The sequence below is a fragment of the Streptomyces sp. NPDC059861 genome (assembly GCF_042731435.1).
In the GTDB taxonomy this organism is placed as follows: domain Bacteria; phylum Actinomycetota; class Actinomycetes; order Streptomycetales; family Streptomycetaceae; genus Streptomyces.
Genome location: NZ_JBHWJQ010000004.1, coordinates 87,523 through 112,190 on the forward strand (window position 1 = coordinate 87,523; position 24,668 = coordinate 112,190).

Annotated in this window: 22 protein-coding genes and 1 pseudogene; 10 read left to right on the top strand and 13 right to left on the bottom strand. The window is 71.5% G+C overall.

Annotated features, from left to right (window positions below; translation table 11 throughout):
- Nucleotides 1-32 precede the first annotated feature (32 nt).
- A complete protein-coding gene (locus ACFV6X_RS04965) occupies nucleotides 33-863 on the bottom strand; it encodes an alpha/beta fold hydrolase (protein WP_385377755.1) in 831 nt (276 codons plus the stop codon).
- A gap of 357 nt (nucleotides 864-1,220) precedes the next feature.
- Between ACFV6X_RS04965 and ACFV6X_RS04970 the strand changes: the two are divergent.
- Nucleotides 1,221-1,885 (top strand): annotated as a pseudogene (locus ACFV6X_RS04970) (sphingomyelin phosphodiesterase); the annotation flags it as partial.
- Nucleotides 1,886-1,927: 42 nt separating this feature from the next.
- Here the strand turns inward: ACFV6X_RS04970 and ACFV6X_RS04975 are convergent.
- The 3 genes from ACFV6X_RS04975 to polX all read right to left on the bottom strand — a co-directional run bounded on the left by ACFV6X_RS04975 (nucleotide 1,928) and on the right by polX (nucleotide 6,138).
- On the bottom strand, nucleotides 1,928-3,301 hold the full coding sequence (locus ACFV6X_RS04975; RefSeq protein ID WP_385377758.1) for a phospholipase: 1,374 nt from the start codon (nucleotides 3,299-3,301) through the stop codon (nucleotides 1,928-1,930).
- 63 nt (nucleotides 3,302-3,364) lie between these two features.
- Nucleotides 3,365-4,081 carry a chitinase gene (locus ACFV6X_RS04980; protein ID WP_385377760.1) on the bottom strand — a complete coding sequence of 239 codons (717 nt, stop codon included), beginning with the start codon at nucleotides 4,079-4,081 and terminating at the stop codon, nucleotides 3,365-3,367.
- 302 nt (nucleotides 4,082-4,383) lie between these two features.
- Entirely contained in the window at nucleotides 4,384-6,138 is a 1,755-nt protein-coding gene (gene polX / locus ACFV6X_RS04985; RefSeq protein WP_385377763.1) for a DNA polymerase/3'-5' exonuclease PolX, read from the bottom strand.
- Nucleotides 6,139-6,277: 139 nt separating this feature from the next.
- Here polX and ACFV6X_RS04990 point away from each other — a divergent pair, with 139 nt between their 5' ends.
- A complete protein-coding gene (locus ACFV6X_RS04990) occupies nucleotides 6,278-7,309 on the top strand; it encodes an acyl-CoA dehydrogenase family protein (protein ID WP_385377766.1) in 1,032 nt (343 codons plus the stop codon).
- Between the two features lie 91 nt (nucleotides 7,310-7,400).
- On the opposite strand, the gene ssuE is transcribed toward ACFV6X_RS04990, so the two are convergent.
- From ssuE to ACFV6X_RS05010, 4 genes are all read right to left on the bottom strand, one after another.
- Complete coding sequence (gene ssuE, locus ACFV6X_RS04995) at nucleotides 7,401-7,955, bottom strand: NADPH-dependent FMN reductase (protein WP_385377769.1); 555 nt, start codon at nucleotides 7,953-7,955, stop codon at nucleotides 7,401-7,403.
- Between the two features lie 223 nt (nucleotides 7,956-8,178).
- Nucleotides 8,179-8,262 carry a putative leader peptide gene (locus ACFV6X_RS05000; RefSeq protein WP_353693630.1) on the bottom strand — a complete coding sequence of 28 codons (84 nt, stop codon included), beginning with the start codon at nucleotides 8,260-8,262 and terminating at the stop codon, nucleotides 8,179-8,181.
- Nucleotides 8,263-8,520: 258 nt separating this feature from the next.
- Nucleotides 8,521-8,688 (bottom strand): hypothetical protein, encoded by a 168-nt coding sequence (locus ACFV6X_RS05005; protein ID WP_385377773.1) that lies wholly within the window; start codon nucleotides 8,686-8,688, stop codon nucleotides 8,521-8,523.
- Between the two features lie 165 nt (nucleotides 8,689-8,853).
- A complete protein-coding gene (locus tag ACFV6X_RS05010; protein ID WP_385378142.1) occupies nucleotides 8,854-9,363 on the bottom strand; it encodes a MarR family winged helix-turn-helix transcriptional regulator in 510 nt (169 codons plus the stop codon).
- A gap of 113 nt (nucleotides 9,364-9,476) precedes the next feature.
- On the opposite strand from ACFV6X_RS05010, the gene ACFV6X_RS05015 reads away from it, so the two are divergent.
- Nucleotides 9,477-9,917 (top strand): SPW repeat protein, encoded by a 441-nt coding sequence (locus tag ACFV6X_RS05015; protein ID WP_385377775.1) that lies wholly within the window; start codon nucleotides 9,477-9,479, stop codon nucleotides 9,915-9,917.
- Between the two features lie 79 nt (nucleotides 9,918-9,996).
- On the opposite strand, the gene ACFV6X_RS05020 is transcribed toward ACFV6X_RS05015, so the two are convergent.
- On the bottom strand, nucleotides 9,997-10,764 hold the full coding sequence (locus tag ACFV6X_RS05020) for an ArsR/SmtB family transcription factor (RefSeq protein ID WP_385378145.1): 768 nt from the start codon (nucleotides 10,762-10,764) through the stop codon (nucleotides 9,997-9,999).
- 149 nt (nucleotides 10,765-10,913) lie between these two features.
- On the opposite strand from ACFV6X_RS05020, the gene ACFV6X_RS05025 reads away from it, so the two are divergent.
- Nucleotides 10,914-11,396 (top strand): nucleoside deaminase, encoded by a 483-nt coding sequence (locus ACFV6X_RS05025; RefSeq protein ID WP_385377778.1) that lies wholly within the window; start codon nucleotides 10,914-10,916, stop codon nucleotides 11,394-11,396.
- A 475-nt stretch (nucleotides 11,397-11,871) separates the two neighbouring features.
- Here the strand turns inward: ACFV6X_RS05025 and ACFV6X_RS05030 are convergent, their stop codons facing one another.
- On the bottom strand, nucleotides 11,872-12,531 hold the full coding sequence (locus ACFV6X_RS05030) for a chaplin family protein (protein ID WP_385377781.1): 660 nt from the start codon (nucleotides 12,529-12,531) through the stop codon (nucleotides 11,872-11,874).
- Nucleotides 12,532-12,833: 302 nt separating this feature from the next.
- On the opposite strand from ACFV6X_RS05030, the gene ACFV6X_RS05035 reads away from it, so the two are divergent.
- From ACFV6X_RS05035 to ACFV6X_RS05045, 3 genes are all read left to right on the top strand, one after another.
- The gene (locus ACFV6X_RS05035; protein ID WP_385377784.1) at nucleotides 12,834-14,447 is read left to right on the top strand and encodes an alpha/beta hydrolase; all 1,614 of its coding nucleotides are present in this window, start codon (nucleotides 12,834-12,836) and stop codon (nucleotides 14,445-14,447) included.
- Between the two features lie 52 nt (nucleotides 14,448-14,499).
- The gene (locus ACFV6X_RS05040; protein WP_385377787.1) at nucleotides 14,500-15,594 is read left to right on the top strand and encodes a chemotaxis protein; all 1,095 of its coding nucleotides are present in this window, start codon (nucleotides 14,500-14,502) and stop codon (nucleotides 15,592-15,594) included.
- Between the two features lie 61 nt (nucleotides 15,595-15,655).
- Nucleotides 15,656-16,681, top strand: a complete 1,026-nt coding sequence (locus ACFV6X_RS05045; RefSeq protein WP_385377790.1) for a Gfo/Idh/MocA family protein — start codon at nucleotides 15,656-15,658, stop codon at nucleotides 16,679-16,681.
- A gap of 24 nt (nucleotides 16,682-16,705) precedes the next feature.
- Here ACFV6X_RS05045 and ACFV6X_RS05050 read toward each other — a convergent pair whose 3' ends face one another.
- Nucleotides 16,706-17,119 carry an SsgA family sporulation/cell division regulator gene (locus ACFV6X_RS05050; protein WP_385377793.1) on the bottom strand — a complete coding sequence of 138 codons (414 nt, stop codon included), beginning with the start codon at nucleotides 17,117-17,119 and terminating at the stop codon, nucleotides 16,706-16,708.
- 347 nt (nucleotides 17,120-17,466) lie between these two features.
- On the opposite strand from ACFV6X_RS05050, the gene ACFV6X_RS05055 reads away from it, so the two are divergent.
- Nucleotides 17,467-18,912 carry a PP2C family protein-serine/threonine phosphatase gene (locus tag ACFV6X_RS05055; protein WP_385377796.1) on the top strand — a complete coding sequence of 482 codons (1,446 nt, stop codon included), beginning with the start codon at nucleotides 17,467-17,469 and terminating at the stop codon, nucleotides 18,910-18,912.
- A gap of 47 nt (nucleotides 18,913-18,959) precedes the next feature.
- Here the strand turns inward: ACFV6X_RS05055 and ACFV6X_RS05060 are convergent, their stop codons facing one another.
- Nucleotides 18,960-20,450, bottom strand: coding sequence for a hypothetical protein (locus tag ACFV6X_RS05060; RefSeq protein WP_385377799.1), 1,491 nt, complete (start codon nucleotides 20,448-20,450; stop codon nucleotides 18,960-18,962).
- A gap of 245 nt (nucleotides 20,451-20,695) precedes the next feature.
- Here ACFV6X_RS05060 and ACFV6X_RS05065 point away from each other — a divergent pair, with 245 nt between their 5' ends.
- Entirely contained in the window at nucleotides 20,696-21,877 is a 1,182-nt protein-coding gene (locus ACFV6X_RS05065; protein WP_385377803.1) for an aminoglycoside phosphotransferase family protein, read from the top strand.
- Nucleotides 21,878-22,144: 267 nt separating this feature from the next.
- Nucleotides 22,145-24,184 carry an N-acetylmuramoyl-L-alanine amidase gene (locus ACFV6X_RS05070; RefSeq protein ID WP_385377807.1) on the top strand — a complete coding sequence of 680 codons (2,040 nt, stop codon included), beginning with the start codon at nucleotides 22,145-22,147 and terminating at the stop codon, nucleotides 24,182-24,184.
- Here ACFV6X_RS05070 and ACFV6X_RS05075 read toward each other — a convergent pair.
- Nucleotides 24,123-24,620, bottom strand: coding sequence for a hypothetical protein (locus ACFV6X_RS05075; protein ID WP_385377810.1), 498 nt, complete (start codon nucleotides 24,618-24,620; stop codon nucleotides 24,123-24,125). The two genes, ACFV6X_RS05070 and ACFV6X_RS05075, sit on opposite strands and share 62 nt — an antisense overlap.
- Nucleotides 24,621-24,668 lie beyond the last annotated feature (48 nt).

Consider the following 24,668-nt stretch of genomic DNA (forward strand, 5'->3'; position numbering starts at 1 on the left):
TCCGGGGCGGGCCGCCCCCTCTCGCGTGGAGGCTACGACTTCACGAACTCCAGGAGGTCGGGGTTGAGGACCTCCGGATGGGTCGTGAGCATGCCGTGCGGGTAGCCCTCGTACGACTTCAGGGTGCCGTGCGGCAGGAGTTCGGCCGACAGCGGTCCCGCGTCCGCGTAGGGCACGACCTGGTCGTCGGTGCCGTGCGCGACGAGCACCGGGACGTCGATCTTCTTGAGGTCCTCGGTGAAGTCGGTCTCGGAGAAGGCCTTGATGCACTCGTAGTGCGCGTTGGCCGCGCCCATCATGCCCTGCCGCCACCAGTTGTAGACCATGCCCTGGTTGACTTCCACGCCGTCCCGGTTGAACCCGTAGAACGGTCCCGACGGCACGTCGATGTAGAACTGCGAGCGATTGGCCGCGAGGGCGGCGCGGAACTCGTCGAAGACCTCGATCGGCGTACCACCCGGATTGCTGTCCGACTTGACCATCACCGGCGGCACCGCACCGGCCAGCACGGCCTTCGCCACCCGGCCGGGCTTGGCGCGCGCGACGTAGCGGGCGACCTCGCCGCCACCGGTCGAGTGCCCGATGTGCACGGCGCCCTGAAGATCGAGCGCGTCGGTCACCGCCGCGACGTCGGCGGCGTAGGTGTCCATCTCGTGGCCGGTCGCGGACTGGCTGGAGCGCCCGTGCCCGCGTCGGTCATGGGCTACCACGCGATAGCCGTGCGAGAGGAAGAACAACATCTGGTTGTCCCAGTCGTCGGCGGTGAGCGGCCAGCCATGGTGGAAGACGATCGGCTGACCGTCTCGCGGACCCCAGTCCTTGTAGAAGATGGTCGTGCCGTCGGAGGTGGTGACCGTGCCCATTGCTGATCCTTCCGCTGGAAAGGCCTGGAAAGGCTGACGCGGCTGGGTCGTGCGAGGGTGGCCGGCACACTACGGAGGCAGCCGGACCCAGCCATGGGAAAGCGCTGGACCCGCGGACCGAAGGCCGCGGCCGGATCCATGCCAGCCACGTTACGCCCGCCTCCGCAATACCTCATTTTCTGCTCCGCGGGCCCGCGCCGGCGCCCGACCACCGGCGTACGCCTTCCGCCGTCCCTGTCGTGCGCGGGTGTCACCTCGGAGTAACTCCAGGTGGTTCGATGTGCGGCGCCCCCACCCCTTCACCCCGCAGGGAGACCCAGTGACGCTTGCCGCGCCGCGCGGCATTCACGGTGCCGTCGTGCTCGCGACGTCGTGGTCGTGCAGGAGGCGTTCGACAACTCCTCCTCGGACGCGCTGAAGAGTGCCGCGGCGGGGTCGCGATCCTCAGCAGGTGGCCGATCCTGCGCAAGGAGCAGTGGGTCTACAAGGACGCGTGCGGCTCGGACTGGTGGCCCAACAAGGGCTTCGCGTACGTCGTCCTGAACGTGAACGGCGCCAGGGTGCACCTCCTCGGCACACACGCCCAGTCGACCGACCCTGGTTGCGGCGCCGGCGAGGCGGCGGCGATGCGCAGCCGGCAGTTCCGGACGATCGACGCGTTCCTGGACGGCAAGAACATCCGGGCGGGCGAGCAGGTGCTGGTCGCCGGTGACCTGAACGTCGACTCCCACGGCGCCGAGCACGCCTCGATGCTCACGGACGCCGGGCTGGTGGACGGCACCGCGCGCACCGGGCACCCGTACTCCTTCGACACCGCGGAGAACTCCATCGCCCGGGACCGTTACCCCGACGACCCGCGGGAGGACCTCGACTTCGTCCTGCACCGGGCGGGACACGCCCGGCCGGCGTTCTGGAAGAACGAGGTGGTCAAGGAGCAGAGCGCGCCCTGGACGGTGACGAGCTGGGGCACCGACCACACGTACACCGATCTCTCCGACCACTACCCCGTGCTCGGGTACTGAGCGAGGTGGGCCCCGGGTGACCGGGGCCCACGTCTTCGGGGCCTACGGATAGGTGTAGGTGTTCAGGGTGTTCACCGCGGACGCGGAGTCGCCGAGCTCGTAGCGGTCCACCGCGAGGAAGTTGGGCTTTTTGCGGGCGGCCGGCTGGCAGAAGCGGCGGGCTCGGTCGGCCAGTTTGGTGTTGTCCGTGCGGACCGTGCCGGAGATCGGGACGTCACGGAAGTGGTTCATCACGAACAGCGGACGGAAGCCGGGCTCGCCGCGGGTCAACGGGAGATTGGTGTTCGCGTCGTACCAGCGGCTGTAGCAGGACCAGTCGGACGAGCCGAGGCCCGACCCCATCGACCAGTGGTTCTCGACGGTCCACTCCCGCTGGTACATCACGCCGAAGCTGTCCCGGGTCAGGCCCGCGGCCTGGTCGGCGGAGCGGCTGTGGTCGGTGAAGATCAGCAGCCGGTCGTTGGCGGCGATGAGGTCGGCGAGCCTGGGCCAGCCGTGGTCGCGGACGCCGGTCCTGTCGGGGCGGTGGAGGACGTCGTCCAGGCCGCTCACACGGGCGAGTTCGGAGCGCAGGACGCCCGGGTCGACGTAGTCCTCCAGGAAGACGGTGACGAACTGGTCGGGGTGGGCTCGGAGGAAGTCCACGATGCGCTGGAGGTCGACCCACAGGGCGACCGGTCGGCTGACCAGGGTGCAGCTGTTGTGGCAGAGGATCGCGCCGTCGGGGGTCTGGTGGATGTCGAGCATGAACCCGCGCACGCCGTCCGCGAGTTGCTGGTCGATGCCGCGCGACTGGTTCGGGGCCAGGTTCACGAACGGCGGGGCGAAGCCGCCGTCGACGCCGTTGGCGTAGGCGTTGTGCGAGGTGAGGAAAGTGACCTGGTCCAGGGTCCGCTGGTCCTGGGGAGGCATGGGGGTGGTGAACGGGGTGACGGGGGTGAGGTACCAGGAGGCGAGGGTCCCCGGGGCGCCGATCGCCAGCGGGGCAGGGTAGTTGGCGCCGGCGGGCTTGGGGGCGAGCGTGAGGTGACGGTCGGTGCCGGGCGCCTCGAGGGTGTACTGGTCCGTGCCGGTGGACGTGATCTCCCACGCCGCGTCGGCGCTCGCGCAGGCGACGGTGCGCGCCTGGTCGCCCGCACGGCCGAGGCAGCTGCCCGCGGTGTCGGTGCTTTCGAGGACGTACGAGGTGCCGCTCGGCCGGAGGTTCCACTGCTGGCGGTCCTCGTTGCCCTTGGGTCTGTGCTGCTCGACGGCGCCCTGGTTGTCCGCCGCGTTGAGGCCGGTGGTGACGCTCTGCACGTAGTACGTGCCGGAGGCCGGGGCCGCCGCCGCGGCCCCCGCCGGGGGCGAGGGGGCCACGACCGCGGCGGCCAGCGCGGCGGTCGTGGCGAGCAGGGCGTGGGGGGTGCGACGCATGACGATGCCCTTCGTTCTCGGAGCTATGGTCAGGTGCATGACACCATGCCTCGCGAACCCGCGTCAGCAGTAGAGGTTGCCACCCGGTGAAACCCCGAGGATCTGAGTGAACCGCTGATAGTTGTTCACCCGGCTCTGCACCTGCGCCGGGTTCTTGCCGTCGCACTCCAGGGAGCCGTTGATGCTGCGGATGGTGTGCCCGAAGCCGGCGCTGTTGACCATCGCGTTGTGGCCGGTCATGGAGCCGGGACCGGACTGGGTGTTCCAGTACCAAAGGCCTGTCTTCCAGGCGACGGAGGCGTTGTTCTGCACCATCCACGGGTCACCCAGGAGGTTCAGGCCGAGCGCGTCGCCCGCGGCCTTGTAGTTGAAGTTCCAGCTCAGCTGGATGGGACCACGCCCGTAGTAGGCCGCCTGCCCCGCCGGGCAGCCGTACGGCTGGCCCCAGTCGCAGTAGTGCGGGTAGTTGGCCTGGTTCTGCTCGACGATGTGCACCAGACCGCCGGTCTCGTGGCCGACGTTGGCGAGGAAGGCCGCCGCCTCCTGCTTCTTCACGGTGTCGCTGCCCGTGTTGGCGAAGCCGGGGTACGCGCTGAGGGCCGCGGTCAGACCGCTGTAGGTGTAGAACGAGTTCCGGCCCGGGAACATCTGGTTGAACTGCGCCTCGCTGACCACGAATCCGGCCGCCGACGCGGTGGGGGCCGGCTGGAGGGCCAGGGCCGCGCCCGCGAGTGCGAGCGAGCTCAGGAGTGCGGAGATACGGATACGACGCCTCGACACAGGTTCGGCTCCTTTGCGGAACACGGCCGCTCCCGGGGGAGGGACGTCTCGGGGGCGGCCGTGGTGGGGGGTTGGTCCGACACTCAACCGCGTTGGTCTGTACCAGTCAAGGGTGTAGACCAGTCAAACAGTCATGGACATCGGACGAGTTGAGATCGGTCGCCGGAGGAGCTCGGCAGAGCAGGGGTCAGCAGAACGGGGGCAGCAGAACGGGGTCACCAGACCGGTGACCCCGTGCAGGGGGACGGCGATCTCGCACCTGCGCGCCACGCGCGCCCGCCCAGCGGGCAGGAGTGCCTCTCCTAGCCTGCGTGCCCCTTGCGCCCCTTGCGCCCCTTGCGCAGAAAGCGCCGCAAGCGGGTCGGCGGCCAGGTGTTGATCACGTCGTCCTTGGTGAGCCAGCCGCGCTGTGCCGTGCCCACGCCGTAGCGCAGATGGGCTAGATGGAGGACGGAGTGGGCGTCGCTGTCGATGGCGAACTTCACCCCGTACCGCTTGGCCCGCAGGATGTGCTCGTCGTTCAGGTCGAGCCGGTCGGGGTGGGAGTTGATCTCCAGGGCCGTGCCGGTGCGGGCACACGCCTCGAAGAGCGCGTCCAGGTCGACGTCGACACCGGGGCGCCTGCCGACGAGGCGGGTGGTGGGGTGGCCGATGATGTTGACGTACGGGTTCTCGCAGGCACGCAGGAACCGCTGGGTCATCGCGTCGTGGCCCTGGTTGAAGTGCGAGTGCACCGAGGCCACGCACAGGTCGAAGCCGGCCAGGAATTCGTCCGGCCAGTCCACACCGCCGTCGGGGTCGATGTTCAGCTCCACACCGTGCAGCAACCGCATCCCGCCGCGCCGCCCGTACTCCTCGTCGAGCTCCCGGACGCGCTCACGCTGGGCCAGCATCCGCTCGTCGGTCATGCGCTGCATGTAGAGGTTGGGCGCGTGGTCGGTGATCGCGTAGTAGGCATGGCCGCGTGCGGCGGCCGCGGCGACCATCTCCTCCAGCGGGGCGAGACCGTCCGTGAGGTCCGTGTGGGTGTGCAGATCGCCCCGGAGGTCGGACTCCTGGACCAGCTCCGGCAGTTCGCCGCGCACGCCCGCCTCGATCTCGCCGCGGTCCTCGCGCAGCGGCGGCGGGATCCAGGGCAGGCCGAGCCGGGCGTAGACGTCCTCCTCCGTCCCGGAGACGATCCTCTCGCCGCTCTCGACGTCGAACAGCCCGTACTCGGAGAGCTTGAGCCCTTGGTGTACGGCCCGCTCCCTGGTGCGGATGTTGTGTGCCTTCGAGCCGGTGAAGTACTGAAGTGCCGCTCCCCACGAGTCCGGTGGTACGACTCGGAGGTCGACGGCGAGGCCCCTGGTCGTGCGGATGGACGTCTTGGTCGTGCCGCGCGCGATCACCTCGCCGGCCTCCGGCAGCTCGGTGAAGGCCCGCATCAGCGGTTCCGAGTCCTCGGCGGCGGCGAGGACGTCGATGTCCCCGATGGTCTCGCGGCCCCGGCGCAGCGAACCGGCGTACGCGCACCTGCGGCAGCCGCGCACCTGCGACAGCTGGGCGACGATGCCCTCGGCCACGTCCGTGGCGGCGTCGATCAGGACCCGGTCCCCGGAGGACCGCAACAGCGCGATGCCGTGCAGGATGTTCTCCTCGGTCCTCGGCCCGAAGCCCTTCAGGTCCCGCAGCCGCTCCGCGTGGATGGCGTCGGCCAGTTCCTCGATAGAGGAGATGCCGAGCTCCTCGTAGATCGCCATGGCCTTCTTCGGCCCCAGCGTCGGGATGGCCGTCAGCCGCCGGACCCCCGCGGGGATTCTCGCCCGCAGTTCCTCGACCGCGGACACCTGGCCGGTGCCGAGGTACTCGACTATCTTCTCCGCGATCGACTTGCCGACGTTGGGGATCTCCTGGAGGCCCTTGACGTCGAGCTTGGACACGTCGGCGTGGTGACCGCCGATCGCCCGGGCGGCCTTCTCGTACACGCGTGCCCGGAACGCGTCTCCGCCGGTGATCGAGATCAGGTCCGCGTACTCGGCGAACAGCGCGGCGACCTCATCGTTGGAACGAGCCACGTCTCCAGGGTAGGCACGGCGTCCCGCGCCCCGCTCAGCTGAGCGCCCGGCCTGGGATCCCGTCCCGATCCCGGGATGCCGCGCGAACGGCGGCCCCCGGAATCGACACCTCGCGCCACGTCAGCGGAGGATCTTTCCCATGACCACCACACCGCACCCGCTCGTCACCCGCGCCCGGCAGTTGGCGGACGACCTCCTCGCCCCGCAGGCCGAGACGGTGGACCGGACGGAGGTGCCCGCCGGGCACATCGAGGCGATCAAACGGTCGGGACTGCTGGGGCTCGGCGCGCCCGAGGAGTACGGCGGCTCGGCGGTACCCGCCTCGGTGGCTCGGGAGACGGCGGAGATCCTGTCGGGGGCCTGCTGCTCGACCTGGTTCGTCCAGACGCAGCACCACACGCCGGTCGCGACGCTGGTGAAGGGCGCGGCGCCGGTGCGGGAGCGGCTGCTGGGCCCGATGGCCCGGGGTGAGCTGCTGTCGGGCGTCGCCTACGCGCATCTGCGGGCCTTTCCCCGGACTCCGGTGCGGGTGGAACGGGAGCGGGGCGGGTGGCGGTTCGAGGGCACCGTGCCCTGGTACACCGGCTGGGGCCTCAACGACGTGATGCTGCTCGCCGGGATCACCGGCAACGGCGAGGCACTGTTCGCGTTCACCGAGGCGCGGGAGCAGCCGGGGCTGCGCCCCTCGCCGCCGATGCGGCTCGTGGCGCTCACCGCGGCGCGCACCGTGTCGCTGGAGCTGGACGGGTTGCGGCTGCCCGAGGAGGCGGTCGCGCTGCGGACGCCGTACGAGCAGTGGGCCGCCGGGGACCGCCCGAAGACGGTGGCCGCCTCGCCCGCGGTCTTCGGCGTCACCGAGGCCGCGCTCGGCCTGCTCGACGACGACATCGCGGACCCGCTGCGCACCCGCCTCGCCGCGATCCGCGACCGCGCCTACGCGCTGGCCGACGAGGCGGCACCGGACGAGCACCTGGAGGAGCGGCTGGCGCTCAGGCTGCGGTCGTACGAGGTGATGCGCGCGGCGACCACGGCGGCCGTGGTGTCCGGCGGCGGCCGGTCGATGGCACTGACCGGCAAGGCCCAACGGCTCGCCCGCGAGGCGCTGTTCCTGCTGGTCCAGGGCCAGACCGCCGCCTCACGCCGCGCGCACCTGGAGGCCCTGGCCTCATGAGGCGATCGGCACCTGCCGCGCCGCGGCAGCGTGGTGCTCGGCGACCTCGTCGTGGCTGCCGACCAGCGCGGTCCCGGACGCGCAGGTGCGCTCAGCCCGCCGCCGCCAGCAGCGGGGCGCGGACCAGGGCGGCCGAGAACTGGTCGACCACCTGGCCGAGCGCCTCCGCGGCGGCCGGCGCGACGGCGAGGGTGCCGTCCTCGTGCACGGTGATGTCCTTGTCGAGGGTGAACCAGCCCTGCACGATGTGCCCCGCCCCCATCGAGGACAGCACCGGACGCAGTGCGTAGTCGATGGCGAGGACGTGGGCGGCGGTGCCACCGGTGGCGAGCGGCAGCACGGTCTTGCCGGTCAGTGCGTACTGCGGCAGCAGGTCGAGGAGCGCCTTGAGGACCCCGGAGTACGACGCCTTGTACACGGGCGTGCCGACCACGACCCCGTCGGCACGGGCGAACAACTCTGTGGCCCGGACGATCGCCGGGTGCCGTACGTCGGCGCCCAGCAGGGCCTCGGCCGGGACGGTGCGGATGTCGAGCGGGACGACGTCGTGGCCCTGCGCGGCGAGACGCCGGTCGAGGTGGCGCAGCAGTCGGTGGGTGCGGGAGGAGGCGGAGGGACTGCCGGAGACGGACAGAACGGTGGCCATGGTTTCTCTTTCCGGGCGGGTCGGACGGGTCCGGGAGTGGCGGACGGTCAGGAGTACCGGGGTGTGCGGGCATACGGAAACTCTTGTTGCGGAATGCGGTGCGGGGGAAATGCCGGTCGCCGGAAAGGGCGAAGCGCGTTCGTCGCACGAAGGAAAACCCCGAAAGCCGGGGAGAGGCCAACTGTCCTACGACAGCGGTGGGGTGGAAGAAGCGCGGCAGTGATCAGGCCGCGGCGCAACAGGATGCGCTGGAGACGCGCGCGAGGTCGACATGGCGTCGCCGCGTGAGGTCCAGTCGCATCATCATGCTCTCGATCGTGGCAGCCACCGAACGCGACCGTCAAGGAAAACCCACCCGGTCTCGTATCGCGGACCCATGGATTTCACGACCGTGTGACAGGAAATCTCTGAACCGGCCCGGAGATCGATCGCATTCCGCTGCTGCCGTGCGGAATCTGGAACGCTCCGTGCGGAGCGGGCGAGTGATACACCGTCATGCCCATCGGCGTGATCGCCGATCCCTGGAGCGGCGAGAACCTGCGTCCGGTGGCACAGCCGCCGGTGGTCAGTCCTCGTCGCGCGCCGGGACCACCACGAGGAACGCGTCCTGCCTCAGGTCCATCACGACCGTCGCCGACTCGCCCTCGGCGCGCAGTGCGGCGGCGTACTCCTCCGCCGGCCACGATCCGCGCGGAGCGCCGGCGGGAAATCGCTCCATCACCTTCGCACCCATAGCCGCAGACACCTCCCACGTCCCCCGTCGAACCCTCGACGGATACGGGCAACTCCCGTACGATTCGCCTGCCCTCGATCCCCGCGATCATGTACATCGGCGTGAACCGCGCGCAACAGGTGGTGACAGGCGGGTGTCCTGCTTCGGCTTTCGGCCCGCCCGGCGTCAGCCGCCGGAGGCCCGGTACAGGGAGAGTTCCTCGTTGAGCGCCGCCAGGAAGCGCAACGCGACGGTGAGTTCGGCCTCGGAGAAACGGGCCCGGGTGGCAGCGGTGGCCTCGGCGAGCGGCCGGTAGTACCAGTGGGCCGTCGAAGGGGCGGCGGAGGCGTAGCGCAGATGGACGACCCGGCGGTCGGTGCCGCCCCGGACCCGGCGAATGAGTCCCGCCCGCTCGAGCCGCTCCACGCAGGCGGAGACGGATCCTGAGGTGAGTCCGAGGTGCTCGCGCAACCGCCCCGGTGTCATCGGCCCGTCGGTGTCCAGGATGGCCGCGAGCGCCTGCACGTCCGTCGCGTTCAGGCCGTTTCCCGCCAACCCGTGGACCAGGCGGTTGATCTCGACGTTCATCCGGCGCAGCTGCACGGCGAGGTACCGCAGGTCGACGCCCCCGGGGGCCCCGGGGGGCCGCCGGTTACCGGGGCCGTGCACATGATCGGTTCTGTTCACGGTGATCAGAGTAGTGACCTCTACACATAAAGGCGAAATAAGGGCAGAATGGACATAACGCGGCGCTTACCGCATACCGCACCAGACGTGGTCTGGCCAGCGAAGTCAGAAGGAGACGAGTTATGGCCAACGTCCAGCCCACCAGAGGTGACATAACCAGCCACCCCGATGCCAATGAAATGCGGGCTCGCTACGCCCGTATGCTCGGCGGCCGCGATGTGGCACTCGTGGACGGACCGGTGTTCCTGCTCGGTCTGTACTGTGCCGTGTCCCCCTGGGTGGTCCATTACGCCACCGGCCAGCCCGCCCTCGCGATGCACAACCTGATCATCGGAATCGCGATCGGCCTGCTGGCACTCGGGTTCACACGGGCACCCGAACGCATGTACGGCCTCAGTTGGGCCATGTGCGCACTGGGTGTGTGGATGATCATCTCGCCGTGGATCGTCGGCTCGAACCCGGACGCGGGTGTCGTCTGGAACAACGTCATCATCGGCGCCCTCGCCTTGATCCTGGGCCTGGTGTGCGCCGGTACGGCAGCGAAGAGCGTCCCCAAGCCATAGGTATCCCCGACAGGAAGGGAGTCGATGAACAGCAGCGAGGCCGGCCCGCCATGCCTGGCGGACCGGCCGTTCCCATGCCTCAGGGGCCGGGTACCAGCCAGGGCTCCTGCGGCAGCGGACTCCCGGTCTCCAGCAGCGACTTGAGGTTGGACAGCACCGCCGCCCAGCCGGACGCCACGTCGGCGCGCTCGCCCTCGTCGGCGAGGTCCTCGTGGGTGACGGTGAGGCGGACGATGCCGCCGTGCGGGCGGATGTCGAAGGTGACGCGGGAGTGCTTGGCCTCGTCGCCCTCGTCCTCGGGCGCCGCCCAGGTGGTGACCAGCCGCGTCGGGCGGTCACTCTCGGCGACGGTGCCGACCACGTCGGCGACACCGGAGCCGTCCGTGCGGACGTGCTCCCACCGGGAGCCCGGCACCCAGTCGGAGACGTTGCTGTGACCCCAGTAGACGGCGGTGAGGTCGGCGTCGGTGAGCGCGTCCCAGACCTTCTCCGGGGTGCTCGCGATGTAGGTGACGTACACGAATGTGGGCTTGTCGGTCATGGCTTCCTCGGCTTGTCGCTTCACGGCGCCGAGCACGCGCAGGCGCGGGCGCTCGAACTTGTCGATCCACCGCTCCTGGATCTCGTGGAGCGGCACGGGGTTGAGGTAGTGCAACTTCGTCCGGCCCCGTCGCACCGTGCTGACCAGGTTGGCGTCCTCCAGGACGGCCAGATGCTGGGTCACCGACTGGCGGGTCATCTCGATGCGCTCGCACAGCTCGCCGAGCGTCTGCCCGTTCTCCTCGCGCAGCCGGTCGAGCAGGCGCATGCGGGTCTCGTCGGCCAGGGCCTTGAAGACCTTGTCCATCCGGAAGTCGTCGTCTTCTGATCGCACACTCCAAGTTATGCAGCCAATTGCCTGCATGTCAACAGCGAGCCGTACCGGGAGGCGGTCACGCATCGACCGGGTGTGGACTGGACCCACCGATGTCACCGACGGAAGGGAGACCGAACGCCATGGTGAGCGAAGCCGAGCTGCCGTATCTGCACCGATGTGTCGAGCTGGCCGCCGAGGCACTGGAGGCCGGGGACGAACCGTTCGGCTCGGTGCTGGCCGGCGCGGACGGCGCGGTACTCGCCGAGGACCACAACCGGGTGGCCTCCGGCGACCGCACCCGGCATCCGGAGTTCGAGCTGGCGCGCTGGGCGGCGGAGCGCATGTCGCCGGAGCGACGGGCGGCGGCGACCGTGTACACCTCCGGCGAGCACTGCCCGATGTGCGCGGCCGCGCACGCCTGGGTGGGCCTCGGCCGCATCGTGTACGTGGCGTCGTCCGAGCAACTCGGCTCCTGGCTGGCGGAGCTGGGCGTACCGGCGCCTCCCGTGCGGGCACTGCCGGTGAACGACGTGGCGCCCGGCGTGGCCGTGGAGGGGCCGGTGCCCGAACTCACCGAAGAGATACGGGAGCTGCACCGCCGCTTCCACCGCGCGCGGAACTGAGCCGACCACCCGCCCGACGCGGATCCCGGGCTCCAGGCCCAGATCCAAGGCCCCATCGGCGATCACCACCGATGGGGCCTCCCGCCTGCATGCCCGGACCGCGCCGGACCAACGGAACCAGGCAGGCGCAGCAGACCCCGCAGGGCTCAGCAGCCCACAGGGATCCAGAGGCCGTGCGGGCCCGAAGGGGCCATGCGGCCCCGTCAGCCCACGGGGCCCAGAACGCAAGCGGGCCCAGGAAGCCGTGCGGACTCCACGGAACCCGTAGCCCGGGCAGGCCCACGGAGCCAGGCACGCTGAGCGGGCCCGGCTGGCCCAGCGGCCCCCCGAGTCCCGCAGAGCCCAGGCGGCCCGGCCGGCCCAAGAGACCACGCAGACCCAACGGCCCCCGCAGGACCCGCAGGACCCGCAGGACCCGCAGGACCCGCGGGATCGGCCGGGTCATGCCGGGTCGGCCGGGTCGGCGAACGGAGGGCTAGCGCATCGGGCGAGGCCGGAACCGGCGGTAGAGGGCCGCCCCGCCCAGCACCAGCGCCGAGGCGCCGATCGCCGTGGGCAGGGTCGCGTCCGCGCCGGTCTCGGCGAGGCCGACCGTCGGCTCCGTGGCACGCGGGGCCATCGGCTTCGGCGCCGGGAGGGTCTTCGGCGGGACCGACGGTTGCGGCGCCGGCTCCTCGGGGCGGACCGGGCCGCCGGAGTTCTCCGACTCGTTGCCGACGGCCGCGTTGCCGATGCCGACGACGTTCACGCTGTTGCCGGTGACGTTCACCGGCAGATCCACCGGGAGCTGTACCCCGTTGCCGGAGAGCACTCCGGGCGAATCCTTTCCGCTGCCCTCGGCGGATGCTCCCCCGCCGGACGCGGACCCCGAACCGGGGCCTCCCTTCGTCGCACCGCCGGTGTTGGCGCAGCGGTTGCCCGCGGCGGGGTTCAGGAGCCCCACCACGTTCACGGTGTTCCCGCACACGTTCACCGGGACGTGCACCGGGAGCTGGATGGTGTTGCCGGAGATCAGCCCTGGCGAGCCGACCGCGGCTCCGTCGGCCGCGGAGTCCGCGTGCGCCGGAAATGTCACAGCCATCGCGCCGGACGCGGCGGCGACGGCGATCACACCGTTTCGGGTAACCCGTTTCATTGGGTCCCTGCCTTCCAGACGTGGTCGCGGGCACTCACCCGCACCGGATAAAACGCAGGTGAACCATCCGAGTTATGGCTTATCCGCCTTTCACCCCACCGAGTGACACGTTTGTCGAACTGGCAGTAAAGGCATCCGAACCCCTGCACACAGTCTGTAACCGACCGTACCGGGCGTGTGAGCCGAACAGGTGAGGACGGCCCCCGCGTCCCACCGGCCCCGGAGGCGGCCCCTGCGGGGGCCGCTTATCGTGAGCGAGGGCGCCGTTCACCGGTCCCCTGCGGGGCCCCTTGGAGGCATCGATGCTGGCCAAGCTGTCACCGCGGCGCGCGGTACGACGCCACTCGGTCGCCGGAGCCATCGGCCTGGCGATGCTGGGCGCCGGCGTGCCGGCGACGCCCGCGGACGACGCGCAGCCCGACCTGACCCGGTTCTACCGGCAGAAGGTCGTGTGGAAGAAGTGCGAGGGCGGGACGGTCCCCCGCGACCTGCAGTGCGGAAAGGTCACCGTCCCGCTGGACTACGCCCGGCCGGACGCCGGAACGCTCGACCTGGCGCTGGCCCGGTACCGGGCGAGCGGCCACAAACGCGGCTCGCTGCTGCTGAACTTCGGCGGTCCCGGCGTCCCGGGCGTCAGCGAACTCGCCCACAGCCGTGACGACTTCATGGGCCTGACCGACGGCTACGACGTGGTGAGCCTCGATCCGCGCGGCGTCGGCCGCTCCTCCCCGGTCAGTTGCGGCGACAGCCCGTACGCCGGCGCCGAGGTCACGGCCGGGACCGACGAGACGCTGCGCGATCCGAACGCGGTCCTGCGGCAGTTGAAGAAGGCGGCCGAGGAGTGCGCCAAGCACTCCGGGCCCGTGCTGCCGCACATAGGCACGATCAACGTCTCCCGGGACCTGGACGTCATACGTGACGCCCTCGGCGACGACAAGCTCAACTTTCTCGGCTTCTCGTACGGATCGCGCCTCGGCGCGGTGTACTCGGCCCAGTTCCCGGACAAGGTGGGCCGGATGGCGCTCGACGGCGTGGACACGCTGACGGAGTCGCTCACCAAGCAGGGCGTGGCGGGCGCCGCGGGGCAGCAGACCGCGCTGGACGACTTCATCGAGTGGTGCGTGAAGGACATCGCCTGCCCGTTCGGCCAGGACGCGCGGGCGGCGCGCGAGGAGGTCGTACGCCTGGTCCGGTCGATGGACGAGGACCCGGTCCCGACCGCGTTCAGCGGCGAGTTCACCGGGCAGGACCTGGTCGGCGCGCTGAGCCAGGCGCTCTACAGCAGGCAGATGTGGCCGTCGCTGGAGCGCGCCCTGGCCTCGCTGGTCGAGGACGGGGACACGCGGGGCGTCGAGGCCTTCGCCACCGGCGGCCTCGCCTCCCCGGGACCGCGACAGGGCCGCCGGGAGGACTCGCCGTCGGCCGACGGCGGGCTCGTGGCACAGGAGAACGTCCCCCTGGACAACCTCCCGGCCGCGCTGATGGCGGTCAACTGCGCCGACGACCCCGACCGCCCCACGGCCCGGCAGATCACCGGGAACCTCGGCCGGCTGCGGACCGCCTACGAGGCGGCGTCCCCGGTCTTCGGCCCGTTCCGCCTTACCCAGGTCCTGCTGTGCTACGGCCGCCCCAGGGGCACCGACTTCATCCGCGACGAGGTGAAGAACGTCGACGGCCCCAAGATGCTGCTGGTGGGCACCCGCGGCGACCCGGCGACGCCGTACCGCTGGGCCGTGCAGACGGCGAAGCGGCTGGGGCCGTCGGCCGTGCTGCTCGACAACAAGGGCGAGGGCCACACCGGTTACATGTCGTCCAAGTGCGTGCACGGCAAGGTCGACGACTTCCTGCTCTACGGGACCCTGCCGCCGAACGGCAGCTCCTGCGGCTCCGAGAACGGCGAGGGGGCCGCTCCATGACGATCATCCCGCCCCAAATGCCCGACACGTGAATCGGTCCTATGGTTCTGTCATGGAGCACGCACTCAGTCCCACGACCCTGTCCGAGCTGCGCCGCCCGCGCCCCTACCCGGCGGTCTCCCTGCTGACGCCGACGCACCGCAGGGAGCCGTACAACGCGCAGGACCGGGTCCGGCTGCGCAATGTGGTGTCCGAGGCCAAGAAGCAGCTGGAGGCCGATCCCGCGGTGACCCGGGAGCGGCGTGCCGATGTGGCGGCCCAGCTCGACCAGGCGCTCGGCGAGGTCGATCTGACCCATTCCGAGGACGGCCTGGTGATCTTCGCCGCCCCGGGTGAGCACCAGGTGTGGTCGCTCGCCCGTACCGTGCCCGAGCGGGTGGTGCTCTCCGACACCTTCCTCACCCGCAACCTGGTCTCCGCACAGGTGTCCGAGCGGCCGTTCTGGGTGCTGTCGGTCTCGGCCGACCGCGCCACCCTGTGGAACGGCGGCGGGGGCCGCGTCGCCGAGGAGCGCGGCGGCGGCTTCCCGATGACCCGCAGGGCGGAGAACTTCGACCCCGAGCGCCTGGAACGGGTCGGCGACATGCCGAGCACGTTCCGCGACGAGGACACCCGGCACTTCCTGCGCGAGGCCGACACGGCGGTGGGCGCGATCCTGCGGGACCGTCCGCGGCCGCTGTACGTGACCGGTGAGCAGGCCGCGCTGTCCTGCCTCGACGAGGTCGGGGACGCCTCGCGGCGGGCCCTGCACATCGCGCACGGCGGTCTCGCCCACGGCACCCCGGACGCCGTGTGGCAGGCGGTGGGCGCGATCGTCGAGGCCGAGGACCTGAGGACCATCGACACCGTGACGAAGGAACTCGAATCGGCCCGCGGGCGCAAGGAGTTCGCGGCCGGTGTGGACGAGGTCTGGCAGAACGCCCGGGAGGCCCGGGTGCGGCTGCTCGCCGTCGAGGAGAACTACCGCGTGACCGTACGCGACGACGGCGACCACCTCGTCCCGGCCTCCGGCGACGATCTCGACGCCCGCGAGGACATCATCGACGAGATCGTGGAGCAGTGCCTGGAGACCGGCGCCGACGTCCGCTTCGTCCCGGACGGCACCCTGGCCGACGCCGACGGCATCGCGGGGGTGCTGCGCTACTGACGGCGCCCGCGCCCTTGTGCCTACGCTACGCCGGGACAGCCGGCGACAAGGGAGGGCGCACGTGGGTGAGCTGCTGGGCGTGGCGGTGCTGGGCGCGGGACACATGGGAGCGGACCACGTACGGCGGCTGGACCGGGTGGTGAGCGGCGCCAGGGTGGCCGCCGTCGCCGACCCGGACCCGGCACGGGCGAAGGAGGCGGCGGCCGGTATCGACGGGGTCGCGGTGCACTCCGAGGCGGAGGCCGCTCTGGACGCGCCCGGGGTCCACGCCGTACTGATCGCCTCCCCCGGCCCCGCCCACGAGGAGGCCCTTCTCGCGGCCTTCGCGCGCGGCCTTCCGGTGCTGTGCGAGAAGCCCATGGTGCCGGAGTCGGAGGGGGCGCTGCGGGTGGTGGAGGCCGAGGCGCGGCTCGGCCGGCGGCTCGCGCAGATCGGCTTCATGCGGCGCTACGACACCGAGTACCGACAGCTGAAGTCGCTGCTGGGCAGTGGCCGTCTGGGGCGGCCGCTGATGCTGCACTGCGTCCACCGCAACGTCTCCTCGCCGCCGGGCTTCACCAGCGCGATGCTGGTCAACAGCTCGGTCTCGCACGAGATCGACGCGGCGCGCTGGCTGCTCGGCCAGGAGCTGACCGCCGTGACGGTGCTGCGTCCCCGGCCCTCCGCGAACGCCCCCGAGGGCCTGCTCGATCCGCAGTTCGTGCTGTTCGAGACGGCGGGCGGCGCGGTGGTCGACGTGGAGGTCTTCGTGAACTGCGGCTTCGGCTACCAGGTGCGCTGCGAGGCCGTCTGCGAGGCGGGCAGCGCCCGGATCGGGGAGGGCCACACCGTACTCGTCACGGCGGAGGGCGGCGCCCGCGAGGAGGTGCCGCAGGACTACCTCGTACGGTTCGCGGACGCCTACGACCGCCAGGTGCAGGCCTGGGTCGACGCCACCCGGCAGGGCCGGGTCACCGGCCCGAGCGCCTGGGACGGATACGCGGCCTCCGCCGTCGCCGAGGCCGGGGTCAGGGCCCTGGAGGGCGGCGGCCGGGTGACCGTCGGCCTCGCCGCACGCCCGGAGCTGTACGCGGGCCAGGACGGCTGACCCGCGGCACGGCCCGCCGCCGGGTCAGACCCCGTCGAACAGGGCGCTCAGCCCCCGCTCGACGGCCCCGCCGACGTCCTCCTGACCGGCCGCGACGACCGCGTACGTGCGCAGCAGGAAGCGGCGCAGCGCCGAGGTGTCGAACTGGAGCAGCGCGAGTCCGCACGGCGAGTGGAACTCCAGCACCGTGAGGGCCCGCCCGCACGGCCAGATGTGCACGTCACCGCTGCCGGCCGGGCCCCGCACCCCTTCCTCCAGCAGGGTCCGGGCGAAGGTCCAGCTGAGCGCCCGGCCGTCGAGGCACGACTCGGGCGGGAAGTCGAAGTGCACCGCGAGGGGGTCGGTGGACAGGTAGCGGAGGGTGACGGGGACGGGGAGCTCCCGTTCCTCCGCCGTGATCAGCCGAGCGCAGGCGGGCTGCTGGAGCGTGATGTCCATGCTTCGGTCTCCACTGCGGCGAGAGGGCGGCCGGTTCCATGCCGGTTCTCTTACGAGCGCGTTGCGCCCTCTCACGTACACCTTGGAACACACATACGACGAACACCCATTTGAGCGCGACGCATGGAGCCCGACAGTTCGTCAATTCACGTATGCAGCGTACGACTTGGCCGTCGGGAGACGTAGGCCCCGGCTACGCATCAAGTACTCCGTGAAGACGCTGGCATATGCCAGATGCACCACCGTATCGTGTGTTGCCAAATCCCTTACAGGGCGTCGCGGGCTGTGCGACAGTCGTAGCGGTCCCACCACCGCCTTGTCGTACCGTCCCCGCATCGGAGTGCGTCATGCCGTCCCATCTCTCTGCGGACCACCCAGCCGCCCAGCCGCCAGGACGCGGCACGGTCGAAGCGCTGATATCGCAGACGCGACGGCTCAGGGGCGACATGGACGCCGTACGGCGGGACGCGCGCAGTGACGGCTCGGAACCGCGGGACCGTTGGCAGCGCGCACTCTACGACCTCGCGCTGCATCAACTCAACGACCTCGACGCGCATCTGGCCCAGCTGCGCGACGGCCCGCCCCCGGTCACCGCGACCGCGCGGGCCGATCGGGCCCCGGCGGCGGTGCCCGCGGCCCGCGGCGACTCGCTGCTCAGCCGGGTCGGCAGCGCGGAGTGGAACCTGCTCACGGACCACGCCAGTTGGTCCGGCGAGCTGTACGAGATCCTCGGCCGCGACGCCTCCACTCCCCCGCTCACCCTGGACGAGCTGCCCTCGCTGGTGTTCGACGCGGACCGGCCGAAGCTGACCTCGATGGTCACGGACTGCCTGGTCGACGCCAAGCGCATCGACGGCGAGTTCCGGATCGTACGGCCGGACGGCGGGATGCGGACAGTTCACATGATGGGCGAGCCCGTGCTCGGCTCTGACGGCAGCACCGCCTCGATGTGGGCCGTGCTGCGGGACGTCAGCGAACTGCGGCGCAGCCAGCGGGCGGTGAGCGAGACCCGTGACTCGCTCCGACGCCCGCGGGACGTCGCACGGTCCGAGCACGGGCCGGCGGTCGAGCCGCAGGAGGCTGTGCTGCCGCCGTGGCACGGCTCCCTGCGGCTCCCTCGCCAGGACGGCCCGCACAGCCTGGACCTGGCGGCCCGTCGCCTCCCCGCGTCGCCCGGCGAGCTGACCGGCGGCGACTGGTACGACGCGCTGGAACTGCCCGAGGGTGAGACGCTGCTGAGCGTCGGCGACCTCACCGGCCACGGCGTCGCCGTGACGTCGGGCATGGCGATGCTGCTGGGTGCCGTACGCGGCATGGCGATGGCGGGCACCCGGCCCGGCAAGCTGCTGGCGTGGCTGAACCAACTGCTGGACACGACCGTCGAGCCCGCCCTGGGCAGCGCCGTCTGCTGCCGCTACCGCCCCGAGGCCCGCACCCTGGTCTGGGCGCAAGCAGGACACCCCGCCCCGCTGCTGTTCCGCAACGGGACGGGGCGCAGGTTGAACGCACCGGACGGCGTCCTGCTCGGCGCGACCTCGGGTGCCACCTACGGCGAGGCCGAGGAGGCCCTCGAAGAGGGCGACCTGGTCCTGCTGCACACCGACGGGCTGGTGCCCGGAAGCAGCGGGACGGACGCCGGGCCCCGCCTCACCGACCTGGCCCCGCGTTTCGCCGAGGCCCGGACCGCACAGGACTGCCTGCGGATGGTCGTGGAGGAGTTCGGCGAGACCGCACGCCAGGACGACGCCTGCGTCCTGATCGCCAGGGTCACGTCCGCCAGGGTCACGTCATAGGGAGAAGGAACAGGGAGAGGGAGGCGAGGGGGACAGAGACAGTCGCCCTACACCGGTGAGCTGTTACCCCTCCCCTTCTGCTTGGGCAGAGCCAGCTTGATCTCCTCCCGCAACTGCTGGATCTTCGGGTACTCGGCGTACTGGGCGGTGAGCCGGTACATCTGGCGCAGCCGGTCCCAGGTACGGCGCGAGGAGTTCTGGCCCATGGACATCAGCGCGAGACGCGCGAACCGGTCCGCCTGCTCGGGGTCGTCCGCGATGAAGCAGGCGGACGCCATGGACAGGAAGTCGAAGATCTTCGACCGCTGTTGTGCGTCGATCCGCAGCGCCAGCGCCTTGTCCGCGTAGTGCTGGGCGTGCGCCGCGGCGCCCGGCTCGTGCTCCGCGAGCGTGCGGTAGGCCAAGGCCTGCATGCCGTACAGGTCCGCCTCGTTGAACAGCTGCATCCAGCTGGGCGGGGGTACATCCCCCTTGTCGGAGACGAACAGGTCCTCCGCCTGCCCGAGGGTGCGGCGCATCGCCTGGCCCTTGCCCATGGACGCCTGCGCCCAGGCCTCGACGGTGTGGAACATCGCCTGGGTCCGGGGCAGCACCTCCTCCCCCGAGCCGGAGGTGGCGAGCTTCATCAGGTCGAGCGCGTCGTCGGGCCGGCCCAGATGCACCATCTGGCGGGCCGCCCGGGAGAGCGCCTCCCCGGCCCGGGGCCGGTCGCCGCCCTCTCTCGCGGCATGGGCGGCGATGACGAAGTACTTCTGGGCCGTGGGTTCCAGGCCGACGTCGTGCGACATCCAGCCCGCGAGGACGGCGAGATTGGCCGCGACGCCCCACAGGCGCCGTTGCAGATGGGGTGGGTGACGGTAGGCGAGCATGCCGCCCACCTCATTGAGCTGGCCCACGACCGCCTTGCGCTGGAGCCCGCCGCCGCGGGCCGCGTCCCAGGCGCGGAACACCTCGACCGAGCGCTCCAGTTCCTCGATCTCCTGCGACCCGATGGGGGCGGCCTCGTAACGGTCGAACCCGGCGGGGTCGGCGTGCAGGGGGTCGTCGATCTGGGGAGCGTCGGCCGCCAGGGCCGGGTCGGTGTGCAGCCAGTCGTACATGGCGCTGCTGAGTGCGGATCCCGCGGCGAGCACGGCACCCGCGCCCACCAAGCCGCGTCGGTTGAGCATGAGGTCCATTCCCGTGAATTCGGTGAGGACCGCAGCGGTCCGTTCGGGCGCCCACGGCACACCGTCGGGATGTTCCACATTCCCGCCGCCCTGCCGTTTCCCCGCACGCCCGTGCCGGACCAGACCGAGGTCCTCCATGGTCACGACACGGCCGAGACGCTCGGTGAACAGAGCCGCCAGCACCCGCGGCACCGGATCGCGCGGGATCTCTCCCGTGTCGATCCACCGCCGCACCCGCGAGGTGTCGGTCGCAAGCTGAGGATGGCCCGTGGCCGCCGCCTGCTTGTTGACCAGCCTCGCGAGCTCTCCCTTGGACCAGCCGGCCAGGCCGAACAGGTCCGCCAGGCGGGTGTTGGGTTGTCCGCTCACATCAAGCCCCCAGGTACTCGGCTGAGTTGACAGTAGCCCGGGGCGAGTTGCCGGGCGACTATTCGCCAGGGTTCGCCAGGGTGCGCCAGATGGTGTGCCACGGGACATCGGGTGTCAGGTAGGAAAGCGCCACCCCGACCCGGTCGCCTGCTTGATACGGCTGGTGCATTCCCCAGGGTGCACCCGGGCGGTCGGGGCGGGTGGCGCAATGACTTCGCAGGCACACGAAGGGATCTGTTTCGCCCATGTACACAGCATCGTCCTCCGTGTCCGCCCCGCCCCGGCCGCTGCGCCCGCGCCCCGCGGCTCCCGCCTCCTCGAGGCCGGGAGAGCCCCCCCTGCCGGGCGGCGGCGGCCCCTACCTCGCCCCCCCGCGCCCGACGGCCCCCGCGCTCGGCGCGGGCCGGTCACGGCGCCCCGCGGGGCTCGGCACCCAACCGCTCAGCGGGAGACTCGACTTGTCCGGCCCCCAGGGCGCCCAGCTGCGCACGGCGATCGCGTCGGTGCACCGGATCTGCCCGGAGTTCGCTCCGGTGCAGGTTCTGCGCCGCAGCGGCCGGTCCGTGCTGCTGGTCGGCACCACAGGACGCAGTACGGCCGTCGCCAAGTGTTTAGTCGACCAGTCCCCGGCGTGGGCCGAGCGGATCCGCCACGAAATAGCGGCATACCGCTCGTTCGTCCGGCACCGCCCGCCCGTGCGGGCGCCCCGGCTGATCGCGGCGGACCCGGACAACTGCACCTTGGTCATCGAGCGGATGCCGGGACGGGCGGCGGCCCTCCAGCGGCACCCGTCGGAGGCACCGCCGCGCGCGGACATCCGGCAGGCGCTGAGCGCGATCTGCCGGCTGAACGCCTGGCGGCCCCCCGCGGGCACGTTCGACGCGCCGCTGGACTACGCGGCTCGCATCTCCCGCTACCACGAGCTGGGTCTGCTCACCGACCGGGACCTGGGCGACCTGCAGAAGTTGCTGCACGGCATCGCGCTCGCCGCGGGCCGGCAGGGCATGGGCCAGTTCTGCCACGGCGACGCCCTGCTGTCGAACGTCCTGCTCTCACCGGCGGGACCGGTGCTGGTGGACTGGGAGCACGCCGGCTGGTACCTGCCGGGATACGACCTGGCCACCCTGTGGGCGGTGCTCGGCGACGCGCCGGGCGCGCGGCGGCACATCAGCCAGATCGCCCAGTCCGCGGGGCCGGCCTCGCGGGACGCGTTCCTGGTCAATCTGATGCTCGTGCTGACCCGTGAGATCCGTACGTACGAGACGGCCGTGCAGCGTTCGATGCACGACACGACCCCTGCGGCACCGGGAGCGGCCCACCCGGGTGCTGCGCCGTCCGGCGAGGAACAGCGGCTGCTCCTGCGGCGGCTGCACGACGACTGCCAGCTGGCCCGCCGGGCCGTGCGCGCGGCGGTCGGCACTCGCTGAAGGGGGATGACGGTCCGCGGTGTGCCCAGGACAGCGGCGCACCGCGGACCTCGTCGCGTCCGGGCCCCGGGACGGGCCCCATTGGTGTATGCCACTGACGCCCCGCAGGCCGGTCGGCCGCCGCCGCGAAACTCCCCGCACCCCGCGCTGACCGGGGCAATCGCCTTCTTGGTCGCAAGATTGACGGATCGTCGGAGAGCCGGTACCACTGACACGCTCGGCCCCGCACGGCTCATCGCGCCCAACCGTCCCAGCCAGGAGGCTGCTTTGCGAGGATCCGCCACCGACCCCCGACGAGCCGCCGGACCGAGGCGTCTGCGCCGCGGCGCCGGCGTTGTCGCCGCAGCGGCGCTGATGCTGCCGCTGCTCGGCGCGGCCCCGTCCGACGCCGGCCCGGACGACAGTGCGGACGGCCGGTTGCAGCAGGCGTTCGAGCGGGCCGCCGCCGCGTACGACGTGCCGCAGAGCGTGCTGCTCGGTGTCTCCTATCTCCAGTCCCGCTGGGACGCGCACGGCGGCGCGCCGAGCGTGTCCGGCGGATACGGCCCGATGCACCTCACCGACGCCCGTACGGCGCTGGCCACCGCGCCGCATCACAGCGAGGGCTCCGAGGACCCACGCGGTGACGACGCCCGCCCGGCGCTGCTCCCGGAGGCGATGCCGCCGAAGAGCGCCGAACTCCCGGCCCGCCTGCGGACCCTGACGCAGGCCGCCGAGCTGACCGGCATCAGCGCCGCGGACCTGCGCACCGACCCGGCGGCCAATGTGGCGGGCGGCGCGGCGCTGCTCGCCGCCGCGCAGCGCGAGCTGGGCGAACCGCTGAGCGACGACCCGGCCGGCTGGTACGGGGCGGTGGCCCGCTTCTCCGGCGCCGACGACGCCGCGACGGCGGCGAGGTACGCCGACGACGTGTACGACGTGCTGCGCACCGGCCTGCAACGGCGCACGGACGCCGGGCAGCGGGTCAGCCTCGCCGCGCAGCCCGGACTCGTCCCCGACACCGCGCCGTTGCGGTCGGCGGGCCTGCGCACGGCGGCCACCGAGGGCACCGAATGCCCGGCCACCGTCTCCTGCGAGTGGATCCCGGCGCCGTACGAGGAGTTCGGCGAGGGCGACTACGGCAACCACGACCTGGGCTCGCGCCCGGCCTCGCAGGACATCGACTACATCGTGGTGCACGACACGGAGGGCGCCTGGGAGGGCGTCCTCGACATGGTGCAGGACCCGACCTACGTGTCCTGGAACTACTCGCTGCGCTCCACGGACGGCCACATCGCGCAGCACGTCAAGGCGAAGGACGTGGCCTGGCACGCGGGCAACTGGTACGTCAACGCCAAGTCGATCGGGCTCGAGCACGAGGGCTTCCTGACCTCGCCGGACGCCTGGTACACGGAGGCGATGTACCGCTCGTCGGCCCGGCTGGTGAAGTACCTCGCCAAGAAGTACGGCATCCCGCTGGACCGGCAGCACATCCTCGGCCACGACACCGTGCCCGGCACGACCACGGCGACGATCCCCGGCATGCACACGGACCCCGGCCCGTACTGGGACTGGCGGCACTACTTCACGCTGCTGGGCCGCCCCTTCGGCCCCACCGCCCGCGCGGGCAGCGGCATGGTGACGATCCTGCCGGACTACGCCGCGAACCGGCCGGAGTACACGGGCTGCACCACGCCGGGCGAGCCGTGCGCGACGCACGGTTCGAGCGCGGTGCGGCTGTACTCGGGACCCGGCGAGACCTACCCGCTGATCAAGGACATCGGTCTCCGGCCGGGCGGCGGCGACTCGACGACAGGCGTCAACGACCTCGGCTCACGGGTCTCCACCGGACAGCAGTACGCCGTGGCCGGACGCGAGGGCGAGTGGACGGCGATCTGGTACCTGGGTCAGAAGGCGTGGTTCCGGAACCCGCCGAAGGCCCCGACCGCGGTGCCCGCGAAGGGCCTGGTCATCACGCCGAGGAGCGGGCTGGACAGCGTCCCGGTGTACGGCCGCGCCTACCCGGAGGCGTCCGCCTACCCGGCGGGAGTGCCCGCCCAGTCGGTGTCCCCGCTGCCGTACAAGCTGCTCAAGGGGCAGAAGTACGTCGTCGGCGACAAGGTGCCCGGCGAGTACTACTACGCGGTCACCTTCGCCACCGACGGGCACCGGGTGGTCGTGGGCAAGGACATGTACTACGAGATCCAGTTCGGCCACCGGGTCGCGTTCGTCCGGGCGGCCGACGTGAAGCTGTCGTTCCAGCGGCTCAGCCCTGCTGGAACAGCTCCGCCGGGAGCGGCTTCAGCAGGGCGTACAGATCATCGGTGATCGGGCGGTCCCAGGCGGCGATGGTGACCAGCACGTTGTCGCTGCGGTCGAACTGCACGCAGGAGATCCGGCTCTCGGAGAGCTTCAGGCGGCGCACGATGAGGAGGTTGTCGCCCTGCATCACCGGCATGTCCTCGGTGCCGACGACGGTCACCTCCTCGTCGTTCTCCAGGGCCAGCAGCAGCTGGGCCACCTCGAACGGGACCTGCCCCTCGACGACCTCGCGGGCCGGGGAGCCCTCGGGGAGGTTGCCGATGATCATCGCGGGGCCGCGGCCGCCGAACAGGTCGTAGCGCAGGAAGACGCCCTGGCAGGTGCCGTCGGGGGCGGGCAGCAGGCCCGCGCCCAGATTGCCGGGCCAGTCGCCCGGGTCCATGGCCAGCACGTCGAAGTCGGGCCCGGCGGGGGTGGCGCTGCGGCGGCGGAGGAACGACATGCCGCCATGGTACGTGCCCGCAGGTCGTCGGCGCCGGGAGGGCGGGCG